The sequence below is a fragment of the Streptomyces sp. NPDC086766 genome (assembly GCF_044746005.1).
Classification (GTDB): domain Bacteria; phylum Actinomycetota; class Actinomycetes; order Streptomycetales; family Streptomycetaceae; genus Streptomyces.
Genome location: NZ_JBIVBI010000015.1, coordinates 70524 through 95657, shown reverse-complemented (window position 1 = coordinate 95657; position 25134 = coordinate 70524). Strand labels below are relative to the sequence as shown.

Sequence of the window (25134 nt, the reverse complement as noted above, 5' to 3'; positions counted from 1 at the left end):
GGCCCGGGTCAGTCGACCGGCCAGGTGTGCACCGGGGCGTTGAGGTGCATGTAGTCGATGTAGACCTGGGTCATCCGCCGCAGCGCCTCGTGCCGGCCGGCACGACGGGCGGTGTCGATGTGGTGGAACATCTCCTTCTGCCAGACCGCTCCGTTGCGGCCGGTGACGCACCGCTGCTCGATGACGCCGAGCAGCGGTTCCCGCCAGGCGTCGTCCATGCCGGAGCGCTCCAGCCCCCGGTGGGCCAGCGGCAGCAGCCGCCGAAGGACGAGTTCGGGCACCGGCACCTCGCCCATCCCGGGCCAGTACAGCCGGGACTCGATGCCGTGCCGTGCCGCCGTGTGCAGGTTGTCCTCGGCGGCCGAGAAGGACATCCGGGACCACACCGGCCGGTCCTCCTCGACCAGGGCGCGGGTCAGCCCGTAGTAGAAGGCGCCGTTGGCGAGGGTGTCGGCGACGGTCGGGCCGGCGGGCAGCACCCGGTTCTCCACGCGCACGTGCGGTTTGTCGTTCGCGACGGCGTAGACCGGGCGGTTCCAGCGGTAGATCGTGCCGTTGTGGAGGGTGAGCTCGCCCAGTTCGGGGATGTCGCCGTTGTCCAGTGTCTGAGCCGGGTCCTGCTCGTCGCACAGGGGGAGCAGCGCCGGGAAGTAGCGCAGGTTCTCCTCGAAGAGGTCGAAGACGCTGTTGATCCACCGCTCCCCGAACCACACCCGGGGCCGCACCCCCTGCACCTTGATCTCCTGCGGCCGGGTGTCGGTGGCCTGCTCGAAGAGCGGGATGCGGGTCTCGTGCCACAGTTCCTTGCCGAACAGGAAAGGCGAGTTGGCCGCCAGCGCGACCTGCACCCCGGCGATCGCCTGCGCCGCGTTCCAGTAGTCGGCGAAGTCCTCCGGGGAGACCTGGAGGTGGAACTGGGTGCTGGTGCACGCCGCCTCCGGCGTGATCGTGTCCGCCCAGGTCCGCAGCCGGTCCGTGCCGTCGACCTCGATGCGCAGGTCCTCGCCCCGGGCGGCGAAGACCTGGTCGTTGAGCAGCCGGTAGCGCGCGTTCTCCGACAGCGCCCCCTCGCCCACGTCCTCCTGCCGCAGCGTGGGAAGGATGCCGATCATGATCAGGCGCGTGCCGACGGTCATGGCGCGCTGCTCGGCGTGGTTCAGCGCGGCGCGGATCTCGGACTCCCACGCGTCGGGGCCGCCCGCCGTCAGCCGCCGGGGCGGGATGTTGATCTCCAGATTGAACCGGCCGAGCTCGGTGGACCAGGCGGGGTCCGCGATCGCGTCCAGTACGGCGCTGTTGCGCATCGCGGGCTCCGCGTCGCCGTCGACCAGGTTCAGCTCGATCTCCAGCCCCACCTGGGGCCGCTCCGACTCGAACCGTGCCTCGCGCAGCATCAGCGCGAACGCGTCGAGGCACTCCTGCATCTTGATCCGGTACCGGCGGCGGTCCTCGCGGGTGAAGACCAGCGCCGGGACGTCCCGTCCCATCGGCCCTCCACGGTGCCGCTCCGGTCGCCTCTCCACCCCAGCGTCGCATCATCGAGCGACCCCGACCAGGCGGGACACGAGCGACCTCCGAGCGGCGGGAAGCGAGCGATTCCGCCCCGGCGGACGCGTGCGATGCCGAACCGCCGGAAGCGGGCGATGCCGAACCGGCGGGACCCGAATGATGACGGACGGGCGGTACCCGGGCGGTGCCGGACCGGCGGGACGTGCGCGGCGGCGGCGCTCAGCGGCCCGGGGGATCCGGTTCGGGGCGGCCGCCGGTGAGCTCCGGCTCCAGGCCCTCGCTCACCGGCGCCCGGCCCCGGCCCACGTCCGCCCGCCACGCCTCGAAGGCCCAGGCGGTGAGCGCCACGACGGCCAGCCCCAGCAGCCAGCCCCCCACGACGTCGCTGACCCAGTGGACGCCGAGGGCGACCCGGGTGAAGCCGACCCCGACCACCGAGAGCACCGACACGCACCAGAACGGTATCCGCGCGGCCCGCGGCACCATCGGCAGCAGCACCAGCAGGAACACCGCGAAGGAGGTGGTGGCGGTCATCGCGTGGCCCGACGGGAAGGAGTAACCCGGCGCGTGCGCCACCGGGTCCTGCAGCGCGGGCCTGGCCCGCTCCACCACCGTCTTCACCAGCAGCCCGATCAGCCCGCCCGCCACGGCCGTCACCGCGGCCCAGGCGGCCAGCCGCCACGCCCTGCGGTACAGCAGCCACACGGTCAGCACCGCGACGGCCGCGCGCAGGGTGACCGGGTCCCACACCCGGTCGGACAGCACGTGCAGGGCGCTCGTCCACGCGGGGTCGTTCACCGCGACCTCGTGCAGCCGTCGTGCGGCGTCCATGTCGAGGCGGCCCAGCGGCCGCCACTGGCCCACGACGAGGATCAGCAGCAGCCCGAAGGGCACCGAGGCGACGGCCGCGACCGCGACCGACGCGAGCAGTCGGGCGCCGAACCGGCGGTCGGCCTCCCGGCGGCGACGGTCACGAAGAAGCGAGAGGGCGTTGCGGACCACCGTTCAGACTCCTGGGTCGGGCTGGATCGGACCGGGCCGCCAGCCGCGCGCGGCCTCCAGTTGCGCGGCGAACGACAGCCCGAGGAAGAGGGCGATGGAGGTCAGATAGGCCCACAGCAGCAGCGACATGAAGGCGCTGAGCGGCCCGTAGACCGTGTCGAAGGAGCCGCTGAGGTCGAGGTACAGGCTCAGCAGCCAGGTCAGTGTCATCCACAGCACCAGGTACACCGCCGCCCCGAAGGCCAGCCAGGTGTAGCCGGGCTGCTTGCGGCGGGGCGAGCGGCGGAAGACGGCGCTCGCGGAGATGAGCGCGAGCAGCAGCCCGAACGGCCAGCGCAGGATGTCCCACGCGGCCTGGGCGCTGCCGTCGAGCCGGTAGACCGACACCGCCGCCGAGGCGAGGTCGTCGCCGGCGACCATCACGATGAACCCGATGCCGAGCGGGAGCCCGGCGCTGAGGGACATCACCAGACCGCGCAGGTACTTGCGGTGGAAGGGGCGGTCGCGCTCGTTGCCGTAGATCCGGTTGGCCCCGCGCTCGATCTGGCACATCGCGGTGGTGACGTTCATCAGGGAGAAGCCCGCGCCGAGCCAGAGGGCGACCTGCGCGCCGTCGCCCGCAGAGCGGCGGCCGCGGTCGAGTGCGTCGTCGACGACCTTGGCGCTGGGGCCCGCGGCGATCTTGTGGATGGTCAGTTCGGTCAGTCTGCCGATGTTCTCCGTGTGCAGGGTGCCGGACAGGCCGACGAACGCGATGGCCAGCGGGATCACCGCCAGCACCGTCTGGAGGGCGAGGGCACGGGAGTGGCTGAAGCCGTCGGCGTAGCGGAACCGCAGGAAGGCGTCGCGCAGCAGGTACCAGCCGCCGTAGCGGCGCAGCGCCGCCCACGCCTCGTCGGCGGAGAGCTCCTCGCCGCTCATGTCGCGGGTCTCGGGGACGGTGGTGGCGGTACCCATCACTTCCCCCGCTCGGGCAGCAGCACGTTCAGCGCGCCCGGCCAGGCCTGCGCGGTGAGGCGGCGGCCGGGGGCGACGGGATCCCCGTCGAGTTCGCGCGGCTGCGGGGAGTCGAAGGTGAACTCGGCCCGCCGGAAGGCGAAGAACTCCACCGGTACGCCGTCGCCGTCCCGGTCGCGGTCCTCCGCGGTGAGGCGGTCCGCGGTCTTCGGCGGTGTCTTGGTGCCGCCCCGGACCAGGGTCGCCACGGCGCGCAGCCAGTCGCCCGGACCGCGCGGGTCGAGGATCAGCAGGTCGAGCAGTCCGTCGTCGGGACGGGCGTGCGGGAGGAGCGTGATGCCGCCCTGCACGGTGCCTATGTTGCCGACGAGCACCATACGGGCCGTACGGCGCAGGGCCGGCCCGCCGTCGAGGCGGACGGTCAGCTCCATCCGGGGGGTGCGCAAGGAGCCGAAGACGGCCAGCACGTAGGAGAGCCAGCCCAGGACGGCCTTGGCCCGGTCGTGGTCGTTGGCGCGCTGCATGACGGCGGCGTCGAGTCCGGCGCCGGACATGGCGGCGAAGTGGGTGGCCGCCAGGCCGTCGCCCTCGATGCGGCCGAGGTCGATGTGCCGGGCCGTGCCGCGCAGCGCGGCGTCGAGCGCGGCGGCGGGTGCCAGGGGCAGGCCGAGGTTGCGGGCCAGCAGGTTGCCGGTGCCGCAGGGCACCATGGCGAGCGGGACGTCGCTGCCCGCGAGGGCGTCGGCGGCCGCCCGGAGGGTGCCGTCCCCGCCGCAGACGACCACGAGCGTCGCACCGTCGCGCACCGCCTCGGCGGTCTGGCCGCCGCCCGGGTCCTCGGCGGTGGTCTCGATGAACACCGGGGCGTGGTGGCCGTGTTGCTCCAGCACCCGGCGCAGCGCGTCGCGGCCGGCCTGGTCGGTGACCGTGGGATTGAAGATCACGGCGGTACGGCCGGTGGGCCGTTCCGGGTGACCGGAGGCGGGGGAGGAGAGGGGCGTTGCGGGGGCCGGGAGGGGCCGAGCGGCGGCCGGGGGCGCGGCCACCGATCCGTCCGCGAGCAGGGCGCGTCCGACGATCAGCAGGGACAGGCTGCCGTTGACGAGCCCGCCCGCGACGTCGGTGGGATGGTGCATGCCCCGGTAGAGACGGGCCACGGCCACCAGCAGCGGCAGCAGGAACAGCACCCCGGCCACGACCTTCCGCCACGGCCCGCGCATCCGGGACAGGACCAGCACCGCGAGCCCGGCGTAGACCGCGGTGGCAGCGCCGGTGTGGCCGGAGGTGTAACTGGACGTCGGCGGAGAGGCGTCGAGACGGTCCACGTCCGGCCGGTGGCGCTCGACGGCCACGGTGATGCCGAGGAAGACCAGTGACTGGAGCGCCACGGCGAGGGCCAGGAAGATCGCCTGACGCCACATCGGAAGCCGGGGGAGCAGGATCAGCCCCAGGCAGCTCAGCAGGGTGACGGTGATCACCGTGAGCGTGTTCCCGGCCTCCGACGCGACCGAAGACAGGGCCGTCAGCGTGCCCGTCCGGATCCGCTCGAAGCCCTCGTTCACGTGGTCCTCGACCGTCATCGGCCACAGACCGCGTGCGGGCCCGGTGATCAACAGCCCGATGCCCACCATCAGCGCCGTCTGACACACGGTCAGCGCACCGATCCGGGCGGCGGCCCGGCCGGTGCCGCGAGGCACGGAGATCCCGTGGGCGGCTCCGGTGGCTCGGGGGCGTGCGCCGGGTCTTTCCCCAGGCAGTCCGGCGGCACTCTCCGGCACGGCGGTAGGCATCGGCACTCCCATCGTCAGCGCCTCGCGGCGACGTTCGGCCGGGTTTTTCACTCACTCCCGGCCATCGCCGTATGCCCCCTCTACCCGGGTACAGACAGGCTTTTTCTCGATCAGAACGGCAGACGGTTCCGGGCCCGGCGGCCCGCGCCGCCGCTGCGCCCGACGGCGCGGGAGCTGGAGCTGAAGGGCTTGCTCAGCAGACGCCCCAGCGGGCCGGGCGCCTTCGACCCGGCCCGGGAGCCGGCGCCCAGGGTGCGCTGCGCGCCGTTCTGGGGGTGCCGGGACAGGCGCGGAACGAGGAAGGCGAGGATCGCGAGGAACACGCAGAAGACGAGGACACCAACGATGATCACTACGGACTCCAAGACTGTGCGGTCGACATTCGGGTCACGGTCTCGACCGCGTGCCCCCGCACGCCGGAATCACGCCGGAATCACGTCGCAGTGTCCGCCGGAATCACGCCGGGGCCGTCCGAAGTGGACGGCCCCGGCGCTGCTGCGGGTGCGCTCGGCGCGGGTCCGCCGCCCGCGCCTCACCACCTGTGGGCGACGTCCACCACGATGCGGTCCGGCAGCCTCAGCACCCGGAACGGCAGGCGTGCCCGCACACCGAGCCCGACCTGCGTGACGCCCTCGAAACTGGCGCCGAACTTCGCGTCCCGGAAGGTGCGGTAGCCCGTCAGGTCGACGCCGGGCAACTTCTTGCCGGCCCGCCCGGGGTAGGTCGGGGTGCCGGTCTCCGGGTCGTACGACGGCGCGTGGATCCGGATCTCCAGGATCGCCCCGCCGGACACCGGGATCACCGCCCCGGACGCGTCCTGACGGAAGGTCTTGACGTAAGCGACGTCGTAGCCGGGCGCCTTGCTGCTCGCGCCGGGAACGTCGAACACCATCCGGTCGTAGCAGTCGTGACGCCCGGTGCGGATGCCGGTCAGCGACCGCTGCACCTGCGAGCCGTCCGCCCCGTGCTTCGGCAGACTGCCCCAGCCGGTCGGGCAGCTCAGCGCCGCCGCCCGGGCCGTTCCCTGACCCGCGGCGGAGGCCGCCGGAACCGCCACCCCCAGCGTTCCGGCCGCCATCACGACGACCGCCGCGGCGGCGATCGTCCATCGTCCCTTGCGCATGATGTCCCCCTTCGGCGTCATGACTTTTCCGTCTCGTCTGCATACATGACATTCGGGGGGCTCGTATGGTTGCGCTCCGGGCCGGAGCTCCCCCGGACGTGTCCGGATGACCGCCGGACAGGACGCGGCGGCGGGGCCATACTCGGAGACACGCCACGCCCGGCGCACCAGCCGCCCCTCACGCACCCGCGTCAGCGGCGGTACGGCCCTCACGGCACGGCCGACGGCACAACGCCGCCGCCTCCGTTGGCCGTTCGCCACACACCCCGCCCTCCACCGCCGCCGTGCGGCCCTGCGGATCCCCGCCCTCGCGGGTGAACTCGGCTTCTGGGAAGCCTCCTTGACCGGATGCGTCTCCATGTTCGCCATCAACCTGCTGCTGGGGAACAGTTTCGACTTCATGGTGACCGGGCTGGGACTGGGCTTCGTGGACCTCGACACGCTCCGCCCCCTCTACGCCTGGCTCGCGATCCCCCTGCTCCTGCCCACCGGAGCCATCCTGGGCACGGGCATCGGGCACACGGTCGCCGCGTGGGGCGGCATCCGAGGGGGCCGCAGACTGGCCGGGCGGCTCACCCTGCTCGCCGTGGGCCTGTGGGCGGGGCTGTACGCCGGATGCGTCCTGTATCCGGCGCTGACCTTCGGCTCCGGCAGTACGGATTCGTCCTCAACGCCGAACTCGGCGGAGACTCCTCCCGGACCGTGGTCCCCCTGATGCTGGCCGACGCCGAACCCCAGCAGATCCCGGAACTCCTCCTGGACGTACGGCGGGTGAACACCAGGAACCAGGTCGAGTTCGAGGAGTTCATCGCCTTCCTGCTCAGCCACCAGCCCGAGGGCAGGTCCGAGGACAGGGGAGGGGAGGGGGTGGACCCGCGCCGGCGGAACGCCGAAGTCGCGTTGCGCGTCGGCGGCCGGAGCACCGGCCAGGGCACACCCCGGAGCACGACGCGAGGGGCCGACGGCGTCAGCCGTCGGCCCCTCGCGTCGTCACAGTGGGGGAGGTCAGCCCGTGAGGCCGTCCTTGAGTCCGTCCTTGGACCGCTCCTTGGAGTCGCGGGCCTTGCCCCGGGCCTCCAGTGCGGCTCCCTTGGCCGCGGTGGTCTCGTTGCCGACCGCGTGGGCCGCCTTGCGCACGGCCTTCCCGACCACCTGCTCGGTCTTGGCCTTGGCCTTCTCTGCGGCGCTCATGTCAGTCCTTTCGTAGGCACTCACACATTCGCGTGCCCCCGCCCCGACGAGGAAAACGGCCCACCCCGGCACCACCGGTGAGCCGCTCCAGCACTACCGGTGAAGCCTCTCCGGCACCGGTGCCGCCGCGCCGACCCCGGGGGCGCCGCTCGGCGCGGGGTGAAGCCGCCGGACACGGGAGAAGCCGCCCCGCCCCGCGACGGCGTCTACCGCATCCCGGCTCCGGCCGTGCGCAGCATCTGGTGCCAGGCCCGCATCCGTCCCGCCGCACCCTCGTTCAGCAACTGGTCCACCGCGCCGCTGGTCACGGCGGGAGTCTGGGCGGCAGGGGGTGCCTGCTGAGCCTGGCGCCGGGTGAGGTCGGCCAGGGCCCGCTCCTGTTCCGCGCTCGGCTCGGGGGACATGGAACCGCCCCTGCCGACGAGGTCGTACCGTCGCCCGTCCACGGTCAGCAGGAGCGTGCCCAGGCGGGTCAAGCGGCCGGTGACGGTGCGCGGGTCCGCCTGGAAGACCACCGCGGAGGCGCGATCGCGGGCCTGCAGGGCGCCGGGGCCCAGGGTGACCAGAAGGGGCTCGCACCGGGCGCCGTTCCACAGGCTGCGCCGCCAGTAGACGATCCCGGTGTGTTCGGCCTCAGTGTTCATGCTGCAGATCATGGCATGGACGCGCCCGACCAGGGGCCGGAGCAGCCGTGCGGTGGCCTGCGGGGTCACTTCGGAGTCGCGCGGAAACCGCCTCGGCATTGCCTCGGATCTGCTGCGGATCCCGATGCGGATCCGCTTCGCGGACGCAGGGCCTCCGCTGCCAGGAGGCCGGACCCCGCGCACCGGAAACGGAGGACACGGGTGACACGCGTGGTTCCCGATGCCGGTGGCTGATGATAGACACGGCGGGGTCACAGTTCCTGTCCGCCAGCAGGAAGGTTGTCCCATGTCAGCATCCAGGTCCGACGCCACGCCCGAGACCGGCGGTTCGGCGACGCGACGTCAGGTACTGGCCCGATCCGGCGCCGTGGGATTGGGCATCGCCTTCACCGGCGCACTGTCGGAGTTGTTCGCGGGGACCGCGAGCGCGCTGGGCCGCTCCGGCTACGGCCCCCTCGTCCCCGATCCGAACGGCCTGCTCGACCTGCCGGAAGGTTTCCGCTATCAGGTGCTCTCCCGCGAGGGCGACCGGCTGCGCTCCGGGGAGGGGCGTGTCCCCAGCAACCACGACGGCATGTCCGCCTTCGCCGGCCCACACGGCCGGGTGCACCTGGTGCGCAACCACGAGAACCGGCCCACCGCGGCGGTCCCCGTCCCGGCCGTCGCGGGCATCACCTACGACCCCGCCGGCAAGGGCGGCTGCACGGCCCTGACACTGGGGAACCGAGGCGACGTCCTGTCCGAGCGGGTCGCGATCGCCGGTACGGCCGTCAACTGCGCCGGCGGCCATACTCCTTGGGGCACCTGGCTGACCTGCGAGGAGACCGAGGACAGAGCCGGCACGAACGGCTACACCAAGGACCACGGCTTCATCTTCGAGGTGGACCCGGTCGATCCGCGCCGCACGGGGGCCGTACCGCTCACCGCCATGGGCCGCTTCCAGCACGAGGCCGTCGCGATCGACCCCGGACGGGGCGTCGTCTACGAGACCGAGGACGCCTTCCTCAAGCCCTTCGGACTCTTCTACCGGTTCCTGCCGGAGCGGCCACGCGGCGGCCTCGGCTCGCTGCGCGCGGGTGGCCGGCTGCAGGCGATGCGCGTCCCCGGCGTACCCGACCTGTCCTCCATCCAGGAGACGGGAGCCTCCTTCGACGGCGTCGAATGGGTGGACGTCCCCGACCCGCTCGCCACCCAAACACCCATCCGCCTGCAGGACTTCGGACCGAAGGGCATCACCCACGCCCAGAAGCTGGAGGGCTGCTACTGGGGCGGAAACCGCGTCTACTTCGTGTCCTCCTTCGCCCGCAGCGCGGACGGCTCCGCCGCGGACCACTTCGGGCAGATCTGGCGCTACGACCCGGCAGGGCGCCGCCTCACCCTCGTCGTCGTCTTCGGCCCGGACACGGACGTGCAACTGCCGGGCGAGTCACCGGACAACATCTGCCTCGCACCCAGCGGCGGTCTCATGGTCTGCGAGGACGGAAACGGCGCCCAGCACGTCTTCGGCGTGACCCGCCGCGGCGAGGTCTACGCCATGGCCCGCAACCGCCAGAACATCGGCACGCCCGAGGCCCCGGAGTGGGGCGAGTTCGCCGGCGTCACCTTCGCCCCGGACGGCAGAACGATGTACGTCAACTGCTACACCCCCGGCACGACGTTCGCGGTGACCGGGCCGTTCCGGCGCTAGTTCCGGGCTGGGCCGGTGTTCCAGCTGATCGCCGATGGGGTCTTCTGGTTCACCGGCCGGACCGCGGCGGAGTCGCGGTGGGCGGGGCAAGCCGGCGGCCAGACCTCGGTGCGCCCCCTCGGCCCCGGACGCCGCGGTCTTGTGGAGATCACCAGGGGGCGGGACCTACTCGACCCCGTCCGGCACGCGCGTGGCCTGGTGGTAGTACATCCGCCAGCCCGCGTCGCCGTCCCCCTTGCGCCAGATCGAGCTGTGTCTGGTCCTGCGCTCGCCGAGCGTGGCCTCGAACGTCAGATGCACCAGTCCCGGGGCGAGCCGCACGCCCGAGATCTCCGAGGGTTCGTAGCGGGGAGCGCCGGGCGAACTGCCGGGGTGGTCGGGCAGTTCGGCGAGCAGGGCCTCGTACGTCCACCGCCGCCCGGACGCGCCGACCTCCACGAACTCCGGGTCGAGGAGCAGCCCGGCACGCTCCCGTGACGCGCGGACCCGCGGATCCATCAGCTCCAACTCACCCGCGATCGCCTGCCGTACATCGTCCGTCGCCTGGTCCATGACGGGATTCTCACCGAGGCCACCGGGCCCGCGGCAACCGAATTGATTCCCCACCCCGGGGTGTTCGTCCCGCCCAGGCGTCGAACGAGGACCGATCTCCGCCTCCGTCCTCATGCGGACGTCATTCGGAATGCTCCGCGGCGGCCCGGGCGGCCCGGACCAGTTCGTCGGAGAGCGGGTGCGGGGCGCGGGCCGGGAGGACGAGGACGAGGGGTACGGGAGGCGCGTCGGCCAGGCCGATGTAGCGCACGTCGGGGTGCGGGTGGTGCCGTGCGAAGTCGGGCAGGACACCGAAGCCCCGGCCGAGGGCGACCATCTCCATCCAGGCGTCGTAGGTGGCGCTCTCCACCGCGACCGAGGGCCGCTGCCCGGGCGGCCACAGCTCGGGGCGGACGGTGCCGCTGGCGGAGTTGACGACGAGCGGCAGTCCGGCGAGTTCCGCCCACTGCAGGCGACGGCGCCGGGCGAGCGGATGGTCGCGGGCGACGACGGCGATCCGAGGCTCGGAGCGGAGGCGGATCGAGGTCAGGGCGGGATCGTCCACGTCCCCGTGCAGCAGGGCCGCGTCGACCGCGCCCACGTCCACACCGGCGAGACGGTCGTCGCGGCGGACCAGCTCGACGGGCACTCCGGTGGACTCCTCGAAGTCCGTGAGGATGCGGCGGGCGAGGCCGCTCGGCAGCAGCCAGGTGAAGCCGAGACGCAACTGTCCCTCGGCGCGGACACGCGCGAACGCGGCGTCCATGCGGGGCAGCAGCTCCTCCAGTTCGGCCCGCAGGCGGCGGCCCGCGTCGGTGAGCGCCACGCTGCGCGTGGTGCGCCGCACCAGGCGCACGCCGAGAGAGCGTTCGAGCGCGGCGAGGGCGCGGGTGAGCGTGGGCTGGCTGATCCGGCACCGCGCGGCCGCGCGGGAGAAGTGCTCCTCTTCCGCCAGGACGACGAAGTACCGGAGATGCCGCATCTCCGTATTCATGCGACACGAGTATAAATCCGGGTGGTGGCGCATTTCTCTTCGGCCATCGGCCCGCCTAGCGTCGGGAGTGCTCAGACGGCCGGACCGTCCCCGGCGTGAGGGGGTCCGACCCGGTACGGACATCGCGCCACGGAAACGGACTGCTCGGCATGCGCAGCGAAGACATCCTCCGCGCTCCCTCGACCCCCCTGGACGGACCGGCCTTCCCGGCGGGCCCCTACCGCTTCTCCCGGCGCGAGTACCTGACGATCACGTACCGCACGGACCCGGACGCGATGCGCGCCGTCGTCCCCGAGCCGCTGGAGGTCGACGAGCCCCTCGTGCGCTTCGAGGTCATCCGGATGCCGGACAGCACGGGCCTCGGCGACTACACCGAGTCGGGACAGGTGCTGCGGGTGCGCCACGGCGGCGAGGAGGCCGAGTACATCCACTCGATGTACCTGGACAACGCGCCCGCCATCGCCCTCGGCCGGGAGGGCAGCGGCTATCCGAAGAAGCTGGGCGCACCGCGCCTGTACACCGACTCCGACACCCTGGTCGGCACCCTCGACTACGGCAGCCTGCGGGTGGCGACCGCGACCATGGGGTTCAAGTACGCGCCGATGGACCCCGAGGCCGCCCGCGCCGAGCTGGCCGTCCCCACGTACATGCTCAAGAAGATCCCCGGATACGACGGGTCGCCGCGCATCTGCGAACTGCTGCGCATCGAGATATCCGACCTGACCGTTCTCGGCGCCTGGACCGGCCCGGCCCGGCTGCAGCTGTTCGCGCACGCGCTGGCGCCCATGGCGGACCTGCCGGTGCTGGAGGTCGTGGGCGCGTCCCACATCCTCACCGACCTGACGCTGCCGACGCCGTCCGTCGCGCACGACTACCTCGCGGCCTGACCGCCGGCCGCCCGCTGGTCTGTCCCCGCCGCTCGACGCACGGCCCCGCCCCCTACGACCACTCGCGACACCGACGAAGGAATGGCTCGTGTCCACCTCATCCTCGCCTCTCTCCCCGTCCCCGGCGCCCTCCGCCCTTCCCGATCTGACCGGGCGGACAGCGCTCGTCACCGGCGCCGGCAGCGGCATCGGCCGGGCCATCGCGCTGCGCCTGGCCGCGTCGGGCGCGGCGGTCCGCGCCCTGGACCTGGACGCGGACGGCGTCCGTGCCGTCGCGCGGGCCACCGGGGGTGAGGCCCTCGTCGTCGACCTGTCCGACCTGGACGCGGTGGACGCGCTCGACCTGGGCGACGTCGACATCCTGGTCAACTGCGCGGGGATCCAGAACGTCTCGCCGATCGAGAACTTCCCGCCGGAGAGGTTCTCGCTGATGCTCCGGATCATGCTGGAGGCACCGTTCCGCCTGGTACGTGGAGCGCTGCCGGGCATGTACCGCCGGGGCTGGGGACGCGTCGTCAACGTTTCCTCCGTACACGGCCTGCGCGCCTCCGCCTACAAGAGCGCCTACGTCGCCGCCAAGCACGGCCTGGAGGGCCTGTCGAAGGTGATCGCGATGGAGGGCGCCGCGCACGGGGTCACGTCCAACTGCCTCAACCCGGGGTACGTGCGCACCCCCCTGGTCGAGCGGCAGATCGCCGACCAGGCGGAGGTCCACGGCATCTCAGAAGCGGAGGTCGTCGGACAGGTCATGCTGGAGAGCGCGGCCGTGAAGCGCCTGGTGGAGCCGGAGGAGATCGCGGAGGCGGCCGCGTTCCTCTGCGCTCCGCACACGTCGGCGATGACCGGGACCTCGCTCGTCATCGACGGAGGCTGGACCGCCCACTGAGCCGCGGTACGGGAGCCCTCGCGGGACGGTGTGGCCACGGGGCCGCGCCGTCCCGCGTCGCGTAGAGACGGTCAGCCGGCCGGACAGCCCCGCTCCAGGGCCGCCCGCGACCGCCGCGCTTCGGCGCTCCAGCGCGGCACGTCGTGGCGCGCAGCGGCGCCGAACTCGACGTGCGCATCCGTCCCGGCGCCGGGCCCCCGGACGTCCCGTCCGGCGCCCACCCACCCTGGTCAGGCCGACCTCGTCGTCCTCCTCCGCTTCAAGAACTCGGCGCACCGGACCGAATTCAGTTGAGCTCGTGTCAGTTCGGCGCATCCGTCGACCGCGTGTGGCGTCTGTGGTGGAGTCGGGGCATGACTGATCTGTGGCGGGCGGACCGGGTCGGGGCCGCTCTGCGGGGCGAGAACCCGACTGTGCTGCGGCGGCTGGAGGCGGGTTTCGCGGTGATCGGGGACGTTCAGTTCCTGCCGGGCTACTCGGTGCTCCTCGCGGATGAACCAGGTGTTCGACGACTGTCCGACCTGCCGAAGGCCAGGCGGATGTCGTTCCTGTCCGACATGGATCTGCTCGGCGAAGCGGTCGAGCGGGTCTGTCGGCGTCTGGACCCGGATTTCCGCCGGGTCAACCTGGAGATCCTGGGCAACCGCGATCCGTTCCTGCATGCCCATGTGTGGCCGCGATTCGATTGGGAGCCGGCCGAGTTGAGGGGGGTACCGGTGTGGCTGTACCCACGTGAACGGTGGAGTGACGAGCGGTTCAGGCTCGGTCCGCGGCACGACGTGCTGCGAGAATCGATCGGCGCCGAACTGGACCGGCTGCGCTGAAGCGTTCGAGGCCGGTGCCGAGCGGCACGCACTTGGGAAGGCGATGCCCGGCAGCACCCACCCCGGCCGCCGTGACGGCGCGGGTCGAGGCAGGGGCTCTCCCCGTGGCTTCGGGTCCCTCTAGCGTGCCGAGGTCCGCCGGGTCTGTAGCGACACGCTGTCCTTCAGGGTGAGCAGGCGTCAGGAGATCACCTGAAAGGACCAATGGTATGTCAATCTGCTTATATTTATGGGTGTTTGTGGGCGTCCCCATCGCGGGGGAAGCGGCGTGAGGGCCCCATAAATACCCCATTCGGAGTCGCGGAGCCAGCTCTCCGATATGCCCGATATGACAGGTCTGGGGGTGGTCGTTACGTTCAATCATGTGCCGGCTGTGGAGCCGGTGTCCCTGAGAAGGAGAAGCACATGAACACCACCCGTTCCACCGTTGTCACGGCCGCCTTCGCGGCCGGCGCGGCTCTGGTCGCGACGGGCATCACCTACGCGTCGGCCGCCTCGGCCCCGGAGGCCCCCCAGGCCGCCCAGGCCGCGCCGGCCGCTGTCGCCGCCGCCCCCCTCGGTGGCAGCACCGGCGGCAAGGGCGTCGAGGGCTACGAGGACGGCCGGATCTTCATCAACGAGCGCTCGTACTCCTCCCACGAGGGTGACTGCATCACCGTCATCAGCGGCCTGGGCGCCAAGAGCCTCAACATCCGCAACGACAGCCGCAAGACCGTCGAGGTCTTCCGCGGTGTGGTCTGCGACAACGGCGCTCCCATCGCCACCGTCGGCCCGCACAGCTCCAGCGACGGTGTGCACGTGCGCTGGACCAAGGGTGTCAAGGTCAAGCACGGTGTCGTGGGCAGCTTCCGCGTGGTCGACCACGACTACAAGGACTGATCCCGCACCGACTGAGTGATGGGGACCCCCGGCCCGCCGGAATCGGGCCGGGGCTCCACACCGCAACAGGGCCAACTGACACTCCCGGCACCGCGCGTCCTCCCCGGTGATCTGCCCGGTGATCGGGCACTCTCCGAGGGGGGACGCGCACCGGCGGCCGGAGAAGACTCCCGACGGACACTTCGTCGTCGTCGACGGCAGGAAGTGGCGGGCGACGGACCCCTCGCTCCCCGAAGAAGTCGCCGGTCGTCTTCGTCACCACCTCATGGCCGCTCGCCGCGCGGTGCGCTCCGCGACAACCGCCGGCGACCCCGAGGCCGAACGCTCGGCCCGCGCTCGCGTGAACCGCGCGAAGATCGCGTTGGGGGAGCGCGGCACACCGTGGTGGGCACAGTCCGGGGAACAGCGCCGCCGGAGGTGGGAAAGCGGCCTCGCGCGACTCGACGCGGACGCACCGGAGTGAGGCGCCACCCGCCGCCCCCTCAGCACGGTTCTACGGCGTCCACCGGCTGCGGCGAACAGCAGGACCGTCCCGCCGGCAGCCACGGCACCAGCCGCATCCCCCAAGACCCAGGTCCCCGCCCGCCCCGGACATCCGCGCGAGCTTCACCTGATCATCGACATGAGCAGCCCGTGAGTTTCGGCGTCGGCGGCCACTACGAGTCCGCGACCGCGACCCGCCTGCTCGATCGGGACGCCGTCGATCCCGGTGACCACGCAGCCGGCGGCCCGGCACACGGCGATGCCGGCCGCGAAGTGCACGCTCCCGGACAGGTCGCCGCCGTCGGTGACGTACGCGGCGCGTTTCCCGGCGGCGACCCACGCCAGGGCCAGCGTCGTGGACACGACCCGTGGCCGGAACCGCTCGGCGAACCCGGGACGCGCCAGCAGGTCCACGGCCCGGAATCCGGGTGCGCCGGGGAACGGTGGATCCAGATTGACGTCCACCAGCCGGGTGGCGGCCGAGGGCACCAGCTCCGCGTCGACCCCGTCGCGCCGTACCCGGGCGGTCTCGCCGTCGGTGAGGAAGACCTCGCCACTGAACGGGTCGGCCACGGCCGCCGCCCCGCCCCGCAGTGCGACGTTGACGGCCACGAGCATGTTGCCCACGGCGTAGTTCAGCGTGCCGCACAGGGGATCCACCAACCACTGGCGCTCGGCCTCGGCGGCACCCTGATGACCGCCCTCCTCGCCCAGCACGGCGTCCTCGGGACGAGCGGCACGGATGACCTCGAGGATCCTCTTCTCGGCCTCGACGTCGGCGGCGGTGGCGAAGTCTCCGGCACCCTTGTCGATGCGGGCGAGCCGCCGGCCGTACAGGGCGCGCACGACCTCCGCGCCGGCACGTGCCGCGGCTGCAGCGACCTCGGCGTCGTCGGAGCCCTTATGGGAGTCGATCACCCGTGCACTATAGGGATGCCGCGGACACGTCCTCACTCACCCTCCCCGCGCACCCCTTCACCTCGTGACGAAGCCCCTCACCCGACGAAGGTCCTCACCCCTTGACGACGCCGAGCGGCACCAGGCGCGCGACCAGCCGGGCGAGCCCCGCGCCCTCGGTCGCGGCGGCCACGGCGTCCACGTCCTTGTAGGCATCGGGGGTCTCCTCGGCGAGCGCGCGCCAGGAGGCCGGCCGGACGGCGATGCCATGGGATTCCAGCTCGTCGCGCAGTTGCTCGCCGCGGACCCGGCGCAGTGCCTGGTGGCGGCTCCAGACGCGGCCCGCGCCGTGGGCGGAGGACCAGAAGGCCTCGTTCCGGACGGTGCCGGCCATCACGTACGACGCCGTGCCCATCGTGCCGGGAACCAGCACGGGCTGCCCGGCCCCGGCGAGGTCGTCCGGCAGGTCCGGGTGGCCCGGGGGCAGGGCCCGGGTGGCGCCCTTGCGGTGGACGCACAGCCGGCGGGGTGCGCCGTCCACGTCGTGGGTCTCGATCTTCGCCATGTTGTGGGAGACGTCGTAGACCAGCTCCAGGCCCACCCCGGCGGCGGTGGCGAAGGCGTGGCGCGCGGCCTGGGTGAGCAACTGCCTGTTGGCGCGGCCGTAGTTGGCGGCGGCCGCCATCGCCCCGAGATAGGCGCGGCCGGACGTGGAGACGACGGGCGCGCAGGCCAGCTGCCGGTCCGGCAGGTGGATGCCCCAGGCGCGCAGGGACTGGTCCATGACGCGGACGTGGTCGGTGCACACCTGGTGCCCCAGGCCGCGGGAACCGCAGTGGATCATGACGCACACCTGGCCGGAGTGCAGGCCGAAGGCGGCCGCGGTGCGGGCGTCGTACACCTGGTCCACGGCCTGCACCTCCAGGAAGTGGTTGCCCGACCCCAGGCTGCCGACCTGCTGGAGCCCCCGCTCCACGGCCCGCTGGCCGACCTGCGACGGATCGGCCCCCGGCAGTACTCCGCGGTCCTCGCAGCGCTCCAGGTCGCGTGGTACGCCATGACCGTGCTCGACTGCGTACTCGGCCCCGCCGACCAGTAGCTTCTCCATCTGCGGGCGCCCGGACAGCTTCCACAGCCCGCCGCGCCCCAGTCCACGCGGGACGGTGTCGCCGAGGATGTCCATCAGCCGCCGCATCCTGGAAGCCAGCGGCTCGCGGTCGATGTCACCGGCGAGCAGCCGGACGCCGCAGGAGATGTCGAATCCGACACCGCCGGGCGAGATCACTCCGCCGGCGTCGATGTCCGTGGCCGCCACCCCGCCGATCGGGAAGCCGTACCCCCAGTGCACGTCGGGCATGGCGTACGAGGCGCGGACGATGCCGGGCAGGGTCGCCACGTTCACGACCTGCTCCAGCGCCTTGTCCCCGGCCGCCTGCGGCAGAAGCTCTCGCGTCGCGAAGACGAGCCCGGGCACGCGCATCGGGTCCTGCCGCTCGATACGGAACCGGAACGGGGTCTCCTCCACCAGCGTGATGTCCATGCGCGTCACCCGACCCTGGCCGTAACGGACGTGACGCTTCCCCTCGAGCTCCGAGCGGTCGCCGTGCCGGGCGGGCGAGCGGCCGCCGGGAGGATTTCGTCTCCCGCGCGGACGCTCCTGAGCCCAGCCCTGTGGCCTCCATGCTATTGCGGAGGGCGGCCCCCGGCAGCCGCACCGCCGCACGGGGCTCCGCCGGGGCCGGGCCGAGATGCACCGCCGAATGGGCCGCCGGAAAATGGTGAGCACACGATTCGGCCCCGGAAGCGCTGGCCGGAGGGCCCCCGAGGCCGCCCCCCAGAGGTTCCCCGAGGTGCCCCGAGGCGCCCTCGAGAGCCACACATCCTCGGCCAGGACCGACCCAGGCCAACCCGGCCCGGTTCGGTGTGGAAAGGCGGTGGCGTCCGATGGCGTACGTCGCGGTGAGCGCGCTGAGTCATCCGGGGCTGATCCGCGAACGGAACGAGGACAGCCTGGTCGCCGGGCCGTGGACCCTGTGCGCCACCGTGACCGAGACCCCGCAGACGTTGATGTTCCCGCTCGGCACGCCGCTCGTCGTCGCCGTCGCCGACGGGATCGGCGGCCAGCCCGGCGGCGAGGTGGCCAGTGCCCTGGTCGTCCGGCGGCTCGCGGCGGCCGGGCCCACCCTGGCCGACGAGGACGACGTCCGCGAGACACTGCACGCCTGCAACCGCGAGGTGTACGAGGCCGCGAGCGGCGAGCGCGACGGACGGGCCACGATGGGCACGACCGTCGCGGGCGCCGTCCTGCTGCCCGGCTCGTTGCTGGCGTTCAACGTGGGTGACAGCCGGGTCTTCGCCGCGCCCCGGGACGGGCTGCTCCAGGTGAGCGTGGACGACAACCCACCGCCCGAGCCGGGCCGGCGCACCACCTCGCTGCTCACCCAGGCACTCGGGGGCACCTGGAGGTACCGGGCCGTCACCCCGCACGTGAAGACCGCACCCGTCGCCCCCGGCGACAGGTACCTGATCTGCACCGACGGCCTGACCGACCCGGTGCCGGACGACGTCCTCGACGACCTGCTGGGGGAGTACGACGACGGCCGTGCCGCCTTCGAACTGTGGAAGGCCGCCATCGCCGCCGGCGGACCCGACAACATCACGCTCGCCCTGGTACGGATCGCGGACGGATGACCGCCCGCCGGCCCCGCCCCGGAGAAGGACTCAGGAGGGGAAGCCGTACCGCCCCTGCAGGCGGACGAAGTACGCGAGCGTGAGGACCCGTTGCCGCTCCAGCCCGGTCGGGGTACGCAGGTAGGACACGACCTGCTCCCGGCCGCCCGGCCCGATGGGTTGCACGAGGCGACCGCCGACCCGCAACTGCTCGGCCAGGGGCGCGGGAACCTCCGGGAACGCGGCGGAGACGACGATGGCGTCGTACGGTGCGCGGTCCGGCACGCCTCCGCTGCCGTCCCCGACGCGCGACTCGACCTCGCGAACGCCCTGCCGGTCGAGGTTGCGCCGTGCCTGATCCGCGAGGTCCGGGTACATCTCGATGGTCACGACATCGGCGGCCAGGCGGGCGAGCAGCGCGGTCTGGAAGCCGAGGCCGGTACCGATCTCCAGCACGTGCTCGTCCTCGCCCAGTTCGAGGCCCTCGATCATCATCGCCGACAGCGAGGGCTGCGTGGTCACCTGCCCGTGCCCGATCGGAAGCGGGACGTCACGGTAGGCGTGCGTCCGCTGGTCGGCCGGCACGAAGGCCGCACGGGGCGTGGCGAGTACGGCCTCCAGCAGGCGCTCGTCGCCGATCCCGGCCGCTCGCACGGCCCGTACGAGATCCTCGGGTGAGGAAGCGGCTTCGGTCATGTTCGCTGCTTTCCGCGCTCATACGTCGAGCGTCACCGAGCAGGTCCAGCCCTCAGGCCCCCGGGTGAAGGCGAGCTCGTGCAGCGTGACCGCCTTGGGCGCGGCCCCCGTCACCGGAAGCGACCCGGCGTCTGCCATCCGCAGACCGCCCCGCACGCCGCCGGTGACCGGCGTCAGTTCCACCTCCACGGGGACCTCGTCCTCGGTGTCGAGCCAGTACACGACCTCTTCCAGCAGCGCCACCAGCACGTCTTCGTCCCTGTCGGCTCGCACCACGACGTCCCGTCGGCGGACTTCGGCTGCCCCGGTCAGGTCCAGGAACGACTCACAGACCCCCCGCACCGCCTGAGCCAGGCACTCCTCGCGCGTGGGGGCCCATGCCTGAACGCGCAGGTCCGCGGTGTGCGGAACACTGCGATGCCCGGCGCGACGCGCGGACGTCTCCGGCTTCATCCCACCGCTGCCTTCTCCTCACGGCTCCGTGTGAACGGTCCGATCGATCCGTGCCTCCATCGTCACCCCGGCGGGACGGCCACGCGCGACGGGCCTCGGCGGGCTTCCTCAGGTGCGGGGTGTGCGTCGCCGCAGGCCGTGTGGAGCCGGTGATGTCCGCCGTTCCGGTCGCCGTGGACGCCGAGACGACGGCGGCAGTCGCCCTTCCCTTCCTTGCCCGCTCCGGCACTCCACGGCCGACGGAAGCCCGGAAAGGTCCATGCCCGGTTCGCCGGGGCCCTGTGGCCGCCCGCCGTCCCTCGCAGGCGCCGACCCCGGCATGTGCGGCCGCGGCTACAGGCGGACAATTGTGCTCAATACGACTACTGCCCACCGAGGCGTCAGGGGTCACCGAGGATGAGTACCAAGACCGTCCTGATCACCGGCACTTCCTCCGGCATCGGTCTGGCCACGGCTGTTGCCGCCGCGCAGAGCGGCTGGCACGTCGTCGCCACCCTGCGCGACACCGCCAGGGCCGGCCCGCTTCTGGCGGCGGCGGAGGAAGCCGGGGTCGCAGTCGACGTCCAGGCCCTGGATGTGACCGACCCGGCCTCGATCGAGGCGTGTCTGGCCGGCCTCGACCGGTTGGACGCGCTGGTCAACAACGCCGGCGCGGGCCACATCGGCACTCTGGAGCAGGAAAGCGTCGAGGATGTGCGTGCGGTCATGGAGGTCAACTTCTTCGGCGTGCTGAACGTCACCAAGCCGGCCCTGCCTCTGCTGCGGGCGAGCGAGGGTCGTGTGGTGACCGTGACCAGCGTCGGCGGGGTGGTCGGCCAGCCCTTCAACGAGGCTTACTGCGCAGCCAAGTTCGCGGTCGAGGGTTTCATGGAATCCCTCGCGCCGGTCGCGGCCACGGCCGGCGTGCGTGTCAGCGTGGTCGAGCCGGGTGCGGTGGCCAGCGAGTTCGTCGACAACGTGAAGCTCGACGACGACGTGCTGGAGAAGGCCGGGCCGTACGCGCCGGCCCTGTCGGCCTACCTGGACCGCACCCGCGAGGCCTTTGCCAATGCGCAGACGCCACGGGACGTGGCAGCGCAGGTGGTTGCTCTGCTCGCGGCCGAGCGACCAGCGTTCCGGGTGCTCACCTCCGACGCGGCGCGCGCTTTCGCCGGGACGAAGCTCAAGGACCTCGACGGCTCGGCCGTGCAGATGCTGACCGACGGGTGGGTCGCTTAGCGCACCGGATCCGTCGGCGCGCTGAAAACGTCCACCGCCGCCGTGCCTCGACTACCCGTCCGAGCGTTCCGACGTGTCGACTGTCTCCGGTGTGCGACCAGCGGGCCGGCTGTGGAAAGGGTCCCGCCCGTGCGCCGGGGTGAACGTGACGGGCAGGTGTTCGGGGCCCCGCAGGCCGCTCGCCCGCCAGCTCAGTTCGCCGGGCGGCACGGCCAGCCGGAGGTCGGGCAGGCGGCGCAGGGCGGTGCCGATGGCGATCTGGCCCTCCAGCCGGGCCAGCGGCGCCCCCAGGCAGTAGTGGACGCCGTGCCCGAAGGCGAGGTGCGCGTTGCTCTCCCGGGTGATGTCCAGGCGGTCGGGGTCGGGGAACTGCGCCGGGTCCCGGTCTGCGATGGCGGAGGCGACCAGCACGGTCGCTCCTCGCGGGATGGTCACTCCGCCGATGGTCACGTCCTCGCGCGCGAACCGGGCGATGCCGGGATTGACCGGGCCGTCGTAGCGCAGGAACTCCTCGACGGCACCGGGCAGCAGCCCCGGATCGTCCCGCAGCCGGCGCAACTGGTCGGGGTGGGCGAGCAGCGCCACGAGCGCGTTCCCGATGAGGTTGACCGTGGTGATGTATCCGGCGACCAGCAGCAGGAAGGCCATGGCGACCAGCTCCTCCTCGTCCAGCCGGTGCTCCTCGTCCCTGGCGGTGATCAGGGCGCTGAGCAGGTCGTCCCGCGGCCGGGCCCGCTTCGAGCCGAGCAGCGTGGTCAGGTACGAGCGCATCTGCCGCCAGGCGTCCTCGATCCGGGCCGGATCCGGCGCCTCCGCTCCCTGGACGAGCATCTCGGTGGTCCACCGGTGGAACGCGTACCGGTCGGCGACGGGCACGCCGAGCAGTTCGCCGATCACGGTGACGGGCAGCCGCAGCGCGAAGCTGTCGACGAGGTCGGCCCGGCCGGCGGGCAGGATCGCGTCGAGCAGCCCGTCCGTGATCTCCTGGATACGCGGCCGCAGCTCGCCCACCCGGCGCGCGGTGAAGGCCTTGGACACCAGACGGCGCAGACGGGTGTGGTCGGGCGGGTCGCAGCGGAGCATGGTGCGCAGCATCGACTCGCGGTCCGTGGCGGGGAGCCGCTGCAGGAGCCGGGTGTCGGACGCCTCGCGGACGTCACTGCTCAGCCTCGGATCGGACAGCGCCGCGAGATTGTCCTCGTACCGGGTGACCAGCCACGCTTCGAGGCCGCCCGCGATCACGGCGCGCCGAACCGGGCCCTCCTCGCGCAGCTGCCGGTAGAACGGGAACGGATCCGCCAGGAAGGCCGGGTCGGCGTAGGGCAGGAGGATCGGCTGCCGGTTCATCGTGCCTCCCGGGGTGTCTGGGCACGGCCAGAGGATGTCCACTTTGAGCGTATATGGCGCAGGAGCGCGGGGCGCGGACGGAACGGCGGGAACGGATGGAACCGGCCGCACGGACGGAAGGGCTGCCATGGAACGGACAGCGGGGCCGACCACGGCACCGACAGCGGAGCGGACGACGTGCTGCGTGGTGGGCGGCGGACCGGCCGGAATGGTCCTCGGCCTGCTGCTCGCGCGGGCCGGCGTGGAGGTCACGGTCCTGGAGAAGCACGGTGACTTCCTGCGCGACTTCCGCGGCGACACGGTGCACCCCTCGACCCTGACCCTGCTGGACGACCTCGGTCTGGCCGAGCGCTTCGCGCGTCTGCCGCAGCGCAGGGTGACCACCGTGCGTCTGCCGCTGGGCCCGGACGGTTCGCTGATCACCGTCTCCGACATCGGCGTGCTGCCCGGCCCGTACAACTACGTGGCGATGGTGCCGCAGTGGGACCTGCTGGACCTCCTCGCCGACGAGGCGCGGAAGGAGCCGTCCTTCTCCCTGCGGATGGGCAGCGAGGCGACCTCGTTCCTGGTGGAGCGCGGCAGGGTCACCGGCGTGCGCTACCGCACGGCGGACGGCCGCACCGGCGACCTCCGCGCCACCCTCACCGTGGCCTGCGACGGACGGTGGTCGCTGGCCCGCTCGCGGCCCGAGCTGGGGCTGCGGCGGTTCGCGTGCCCCATGGACGCCTGGTGGTTCCGGCTCCCGCGGCGGGCGGGCGACCCGCGCGGGCTGGTGGGAGGGGCCGGCGACCGGATCGTCACCGCCATGATCGACCGCGGGGACTACTGGCAGTGCGCCGCGCTGATCCCCAAGGGCACGGACGCCGAGCGCCGCGCCGCCGGCCTCGAGCGGTTCATGGCCGATTTCTCGGCCGCCGCGCCCTGGCTGGCGGACCGGACGCACGCACTGCGCTCCTGGGACGAGGTGAAGATGCTCGACGTACGGCTCGACCGCCTCCGGCGCTGGCATCGTCCGGGCCTGCTGTGCATCGGCGACGCGGCACACGCGATGTCGCCGGTGTTCGGCATCGGCATCAACCTCGCCGTCGAGGACGCCGTGGCCGCCGCCCGGTATCTCGTCGAACCGCTGCGCAGGGGCGCGGTCGGCCTGCGGGACGTACGCCGCGTGCAGCGGCGCCGTTGGCCGACGGCGGCGCTGACGCAGGCCTTGCAGCGCATCGCGCACGCGCGGGTCGTCGCGCCCGTGCTCGCCGGCCGCCCGGCCTTCGGCGACACCGGGCGGGCGCAGCGGATGAGCGAACTGCTCGCCACCGCACCGTGGCTCAAGCTGGTGCCGGCGTACTTCATCGGTCACGGCGCGCGGCGCGAGCGCCCACCTGCCCGGTCGCTGGGCTGAGGCGGACGCGCGGGCGCGAACCGGCCCGCCCCGGACACGGCACGCCGTACGGCACGCGTGGGCACGGTGACCGTCGGAGGCTGGGGCCGCTTTCAGGCCGCGGTGGTGAGGACGGGCAGGTAGCCGTGGGACTGCCCGAGGGGGGTCGGGTGGTACGACTCGTTGGGGGCGAGCAGGTTGACGCTGCGCATCCAGGGGCTGACGGAGCAGATCTCGTGGTCGGCGAAGGCGCCCCTGACGTCCGCGAAGGTGAAGCCGTGACGGGCGGCGCGCCGGTGGATGACGCTGTCGAGATGGTCGACGGCGTCGTCGATGGCGGCCCGGTCCGCGTCGGCGAGGCCCGCCGTGCAGATGCCGTCCAGCTTGTACAGGTACGGGTAGCCCAGGACCACCACGTGGGCGGCCGGGGCCCTGTCGGCGATGGCTGTGTAGAGGCGGTCCAGGTCGCGTGGGAGGGTCTCGTCCATGTACGCGTTCGCGTCGGCGACGGCCGTCCGGCAGGCACTGCTGCCCAGGAGGACGCAGACCGTCATCACGCGGCCGAAGCCGGCGTCGCTGCCGCCGACGGTGAGGGTGACCAGTGCGGTACGGGCACTGAGCGGGCCGAGCTGGTCGGTGAGGACGTCACTGGCGCGAGCGCCGTCGCAGGCGGTGAAGCTGAACGACGAGGGGACGTGCTCCGCGGCCCACAGCGCGGGATACGAGTGGCTGCTGCGCAGGCAGTTCCCGCTGGAGTCGAGGTAGCCGCCGGCGCCGACCCCGGCGGAGTAGGAGTCGCCCAGCGCCACGTACCCGGCGCCCTCGGCGCGCGGCACGGCCTGGGCCGGGGCGGCACCGGTGAGGCCTCCGGAGACGAGGAGGGCCGCAGCGGCCCACAAAGCGATTCGGGACTGTCTCATACCTTTCCCTTAGCACGGCCCGTGCCGCCGGACCGCGCGGCCGTCCGCCGCGCGCGCGGCCGTCTTGCGCCACGCCGGGAGACCTGACCGTCCCGGACGGCAAGGGGCGGGGGAGGGGTCGGCCGGGACCCCGATGGCGCGGGTCGCTCCGTATCACCCCGGCAGCCGTCA

Annotated in this window: 26 protein-coding genes; 10 read left to right on the top strand and 16 right to left on the bottom strand. The window is 72.6% G+C overall.

The annotated features are described in order from the left end of the window. Nucleotides 1–8 precede the first annotated feature (8 nt). The 6 genes from ACIPM1_RS25690 to ACIPM1_RS25665 all read right to left on the bottom strand — a co-directional run bounded on the left by ACIPM1_RS25690 (nt 9) and on the right by ACIPM1_RS25665 (nt 6381). Nucleotides 9–1487, bottom strand: a complete 1479-nt coding sequence (locus ACIPM1_RS25690; protein ID WP_402438577.1) for a glutamate-cysteine ligase family protein — start codon at nt 1485–1487, stop codon at nt 9–11. A 241-nt stretch (nt 1488–1728) separates the two neighbouring features. After that, entirely contained in the window at nt 1729–2511 is a 783-nt protein-coding gene (locus ACIPM1_RS25685; RefSeq protein WP_402438575.1) for a phosphatase PAP2 family protein, read from the bottom strand. Between the two features lie 3 nt (nt 2512–2514). Then, complete coding sequence (locus tag ACIPM1_RS25680) at nt 2515–3468, bottom strand: YihY/virulence factor BrkB family protein (RefSeq protein ID WP_402438573.1); 954 nt, start codon at nt 3466–3468, stop codon at nt 2515–2517. Then, nucleotides 3468–5258, bottom strand: coding sequence for a diacylglycerol kinase family protein (locus tag ACIPM1_RS25675; RefSeq protein ID WP_402438571.1), 1791 nt, complete (start codon nt 5256–5258; stop codon nt 3468–3470). The genes ACIPM1_RS25680 and ACIPM1_RS25675 overlap by 1 nt, the downstream gene beginning before the upstream one ends. 110 nt (nt 5259–5368) lie before the next feature. Continuing rightward, nucleotides 5369–5611 (bottom strand): DUF6411 family protein, encoded by a 243-nt coding sequence (locus tag ACIPM1_RS25670; protein ID WP_402438569.1) that lies wholly within the window; start codon nt 5609–5611, stop codon nt 5369–5371. A gap of 179 nt (nt 5612–5790) precedes the next feature. After that, on the bottom strand, nt 5791–6381 hold the full coding sequence (locus tag ACIPM1_RS25665; protein ID WP_402438567.1) for a hypothetical protein: 591 nt from the start codon (nt 6379–6381) through the stop codon (nt 5791–5793). Between the two features lie 340 nt (nt 6382–6721). On the opposite strand from ACIPM1_RS25665, the gene ACIPM1_RS25660 reads away from it, so the two are divergent. After that, nucleotides 6722–7096: a hypothetical protein gene (locus ACIPM1_RS25660; protein ID WP_402438565.1), complete on the top strand. Its 375-nt coding sequence runs from the start codon at nt 6722–6724 to the stop codon at nt 7094–7096. Nucleotides 7097–7386: 290 nt separating this feature from the next. Here the strand turns inward: ACIPM1_RS25660 and ACIPM1_RS25655 are convergent, their stop codons facing one another. Next, nucleotides 7387–7572, bottom strand: coding sequence for a hypothetical protein (locus tag ACIPM1_RS25655; protein WP_356183399.1), 186 nt, complete (start codon nt 7570–7572; stop codon nt 7387–7389). Nucleotides 7573–7778: 206 nt separating this feature from the next. Continuing rightward, nucleotides 7779–8216, bottom strand: a complete 438-nt coding sequence (locus ACIPM1_RS25650; protein WP_402438562.1) for a hypothetical protein — start codon at nt 8214–8216, stop codon at nt 7779–7781. Between the two features lie 286 nt (nt 8217–8502). Between ACIPM1_RS25650 and ACIPM1_RS25645 the strand changes: the two genes are divergently transcribed. Further along, the gene (locus ACIPM1_RS25645) at nt 8503–9903 is read left to right on the top strand and encodes a PhoX family protein (RefSeq protein ID WP_402438560.1); all 1401 of its coding nucleotides are present in this window, start codon (nt 8503–8505) and stop codon (nt 9901–9903) included. 165 nt (nt 9904–10068) lie between these two features. On the opposite strand, the gene ACIPM1_RS25640 is transcribed toward ACIPM1_RS25645, so the two are convergent. Both ACIPM1_RS25640 and ACIPM1_RS25635 read right to left on the bottom strand, forming a co-directional pair. Beyond that, nucleotides 10069–10455 (bottom strand): DUF4440 domain-containing protein, encoded by a 387-nt coding sequence (locus tag ACIPM1_RS25640; protein WP_402438559.1) that lies wholly within the window; start codon nt 10453–10455, stop codon nt 10069–10071. Between the two features lie 121 nt (nt 10456–10576). Continuing rightward, the gene (locus tag ACIPM1_RS25635; RefSeq protein ID WP_402438558.1) at nt 10577–11428 is read right to left on the bottom strand and encodes a LysR family transcriptional regulator; all 852 of its coding nucleotides are present in this window, start codon (nt 11426–11428) and stop codon (nt 10577–10579) included. Nucleotides 11429–11577: 149 nt separating this feature from the next. Here ACIPM1_RS25635 and ACIPM1_RS25630 point away from each other — a divergent pair, with 149 nt between their 5' ends. From ACIPM1_RS25630 to ACIPM1_RS25610, 5 genes are all read left to right on the top strand, one after another. Beyond that, entirely contained in the window at nt 11578–12315 is a 738-nt protein-coding gene (locus ACIPM1_RS25630; RefSeq protein ID WP_402438556.1) for an acetoacetate decarboxylase, read from the top strand. Between the two features lie 88 nt (nt 12316–12403). Further along, nucleotides 12404–13201, top strand: coding sequence for a 3-hydroxybutyrate dehydrogenase (locus ACIPM1_RS25625; protein ID WP_402438554.1), 798 nt, complete (start codon nt 12404–12406; stop codon nt 13199–13201). Between the two features lie 353 nt (nt 13202–13554). Next, entirely contained in the window at nt 13555–14025 is a 471-nt protein-coding gene (locus ACIPM1_RS25620; RefSeq protein ID WP_402438552.1) for an HIT family protein, read from the top strand. A 405-nt stretch (nt 14026–14430) separates the two neighbouring features. Then, entirely contained in the window at nt 14431–14904 is a 474-nt protein-coding gene (locus tag ACIPM1_RS25615) for a hypothetical protein (RefSeq protein ID WP_402438550.1), read from the top strand. 121 nt (nt 14905–15025) lie between these two features. Next, nucleotides 15026–15367, top strand: coding sequence for a hypothetical protein (locus ACIPM1_RS25610; RefSeq protein ID WP_402438712.1), 342 nt, complete (start codon nt 15026–15028; stop codon nt 15365–15367). 143 nt (nt 15368–15510) lie between these two features. On the opposite strand, the gene ACIPM1_RS25605 is transcribed toward ACIPM1_RS25610, so the two are convergent. Both ACIPM1_RS25605 and ACIPM1_RS25600 read right to left on the bottom strand, forming a co-directional pair. Beyond that, entirely contained in the window at nt 15511–16305 is a 795-nt protein-coding gene (locus tag ACIPM1_RS25605; protein WP_402438548.1) for an inositol monophosphatase family protein, read from the bottom strand. 94 nt (nt 16306–16399) lie between these two features. Then, nucleotides 16400–17824 (bottom strand): RtcB family protein, encoded by a 1425-nt coding sequence (locus tag ACIPM1_RS25600; RefSeq protein WP_402438546.1) that lies wholly within the window; start codon nt 17822–17824, stop codon nt 16400–16402. 404 nt (nt 17825–18228) lie between these two features. Here ACIPM1_RS25600 and ACIPM1_RS25595 point away from each other — a divergent pair, with 404 nt between their 5' ends. Further along, nucleotides 18229–18975 carry a PP2C family protein-serine/threonine phosphatase gene (locus ACIPM1_RS25595; protein WP_402438544.1) on the top strand — a complete coding sequence of 249 codons (747 nt, stop codon included), beginning with the start codon at nt 18229–18231 and terminating at the stop codon, nt 18973–18975. A gap of 30 nt (nt 18976–19005) precedes the next feature. Here the strand turns inward: ACIPM1_RS25595 and ACIPM1_RS25590 are convergent, their stop codons facing one another. Further along, nucleotides 19006–19650, bottom strand: a complete 645-nt coding sequence (locus tag ACIPM1_RS25590; protein ID WP_402438542.1) for a protein-L-isoaspartate(D-aspartate) O-methyltransferase — start codon at nt 19648–19650, stop codon at nt 19006–19008. A gap of 18 nt (nt 19651–19668) precedes the next feature. Continuing rightward, complete coding sequence (locus ACIPM1_RS25585; RefSeq protein ID WP_402438540.1) at nt 19669–20103, bottom strand: archease; 435 nt, start codon at nt 20101–20103, stop codon at nt 19669–19671. A gap of 396 nt (nt 20104–20499) precedes the next feature. On the opposite strand from ACIPM1_RS25585, the gene ACIPM1_RS25580 reads away from it, so the two are divergent. After that, a complete protein-coding gene (locus ACIPM1_RS25580; RefSeq protein ID WP_402438538.1) occupies nt 20500–21321 on the top strand; it encodes an SDR family NAD(P)-dependent oxidoreductase in 822 nt (273 codons plus the stop codon). Nucleotides 21322–21372: 51 nt separating this feature from the next. Here the strand turns inward: ACIPM1_RS25580 and ACIPM1_RS25575 are convergent, their stop codons facing one another. Further along, the gene (locus ACIPM1_RS25575) at nt 21373–22668 is read right to left on the bottom strand and encodes a cytochrome P450 (protein WP_402438536.1); all 1296 of its coding nucleotides are present in this window, start codon (nt 22666–22668) and stop codon (nt 21373–21375) included. Between the two features lie 127 nt (nt 22669–22795). On the opposite strand from ACIPM1_RS25575, the gene ACIPM1_RS25570 reads away from it, so the two are divergent. Next, a complete protein-coding gene (locus ACIPM1_RS25570) occupies nt 22796–24064 on the top strand; it encodes an FAD-dependent oxidoreductase (RefSeq protein ID WP_402438534.1) in 1269 nt (422 codons plus the stop codon). 92 nt (nt 24065–24156) lie between these two features. Here ACIPM1_RS25570 and ACIPM1_RS25565 read toward each other — a convergent pair whose 3' ends face one another. After that, nucleotides 24157–24963, bottom strand: a complete 807-nt coding sequence (locus tag ACIPM1_RS25565) for an SGNH/GDSL hydrolase family protein (RefSeq protein ID WP_402438532.1) — start codon at nt 24961–24963, stop codon at nt 24157–24159. Nucleotides 24964–25134: the final 171 nt, after the last annotated feature.

Bases quoted from the DNA above. Each gene is read 5' to 3' on its own strand.
- ACIPM1_RS25680 (WP_402438573.1), bottom strand. From the start codon at position 3,468: ATGGGTACCGCCACCACCGTCCCCGAGACCCGCGACATGAGCGGCGAG.
- ACIPM1_RS25600 (WP_402438546.1), bottom strand. From the start codon at position 17,824: ATGGACATCACGCTGGTGGAGGAGACCCCGTTCCGGTTCCGTATCGAG.
- ACIPM1_RS25640 (WP_402438559.1), bottom strand. From the start codon at position 10,455: ATGGACCAGGCGACGGACGATGTACGGCAGGCGATCGCGGGTGAGTTG.
- ACIPM1_RS25595 (WP_402438544.1), top strand. From the start codon at position 18,229: ATGGCGTACGTCGCGGTGAGCGCGCTGAGTCATCCGGGGCTGATCCGC.
- ACIPM1_RS25580 (WP_402438538.1), top strand. From the start codon at position 20,500: ATGAGTACCAAGACCGTCCTGATCACCGGCACTTCCTCCGGCATCGGT.
- ACIPM1_RS25635 (WP_402438558.1), bottom strand. From the start codon at position 11,428: ATGAATACGGAGATGCGGCATCTCCGGTACTTCGTCGTCCTGGCGGAA.
- ACIPM1_RS25650 (WP_402438562.1), bottom strand. From the start codon at position 8,216: ATGAACACTGAGGCCGAACACACCGGGATCGTCTACTGGCGGCGCAGC.
- ACIPM1_RS25645 (WP_402438560.1), top strand. From the start codon at position 8,503: ATGTCAGCATCCAGGTCCGACGCCACGCCCGAGACCGGCGGTTCGGCG.
- ACIPM1_RS25590 (WP_402438542.1), bottom strand. From the start codon at position 19,650: ATGACCGAAGCCGCTTCCTCACCCGAGGATCTCGTACGGGCCGTGCGA.
- ACIPM1_RS25675 (WP_402438571.1), bottom strand. From the start codon at position 5,258: ATGCCTACCGCCGTGCCGGAGAGTGCCGCCGGACTGCCTGGGGAAAGA.
- ACIPM1_RS25570 (WP_402438534.1), top strand. From the start codon at position 22,796: ATGGAACGGACAGCGGGGCCGACCACGGCACCGACAGCGGAGCGGACG.
- ACIPM1_RS25615 (WP_402438550.1), top strand. From the start codon at position 14,431: ATGAACACCACCCGTTCCACCGTTGTCACGGCCGCCTTCGCGGCCGGC.
- ACIPM1_RS25565 (WP_402438532.1), bottom strand. From the start codon at position 24,963: ATGAGACAGTCCCGAATCGCTTTGTGGGCCGCTGCGGCCCTCCTCGTC.
- ACIPM1_RS25655 (WP_356183399.1), bottom strand. From the start codon at position 7,572: ATGAGCGCCGCAGAGAAGGCCAAGGCCAAGACCGAGCAGGTGGTCGGG.
- ACIPM1_RS25585 (WP_402438540.1), bottom strand. From the start codon at position 20,103: ATGAAGCCGGAGACGTCCGCGCGTCGCGCCGGGCATCGCAGTGTTCCG.
- ACIPM1_RS25690 (WP_402438577.1), bottom strand. From the start codon at position 1,487: ATGGGACGGGACGTCCCGGCGCTGGTCTTCACCCGCGAGGACCGCCGC.
- ACIPM1_RS25630 (WP_402438556.1), top strand. From the start codon at position 11,578: ATGCGCAGCGAAGACATCCTCCGCGCTCCCTCGACCCCCCTGGACGGA.
- ACIPM1_RS25665 (WP_402438567.1), bottom strand. From the start codon at position 6,381: ATGCGCAAGGGACGATGGACGATCGCCGCCGCGGCGGTCGTCGTGATG.
- ACIPM1_RS25620 (WP_402438552.1), top strand. From the start codon at position 13,555: ATGACTGATCTGTGGCGGGCGGACCGGGTCGGGGCCGCTCTGCGGGGC.
- ACIPM1_RS25575 (WP_402438536.1), bottom strand. From the start codon at position 22,668: ATGAACCGGCAGCCGATCCTCCTGCCCTACGCCGACCCGGCCTTCCTG.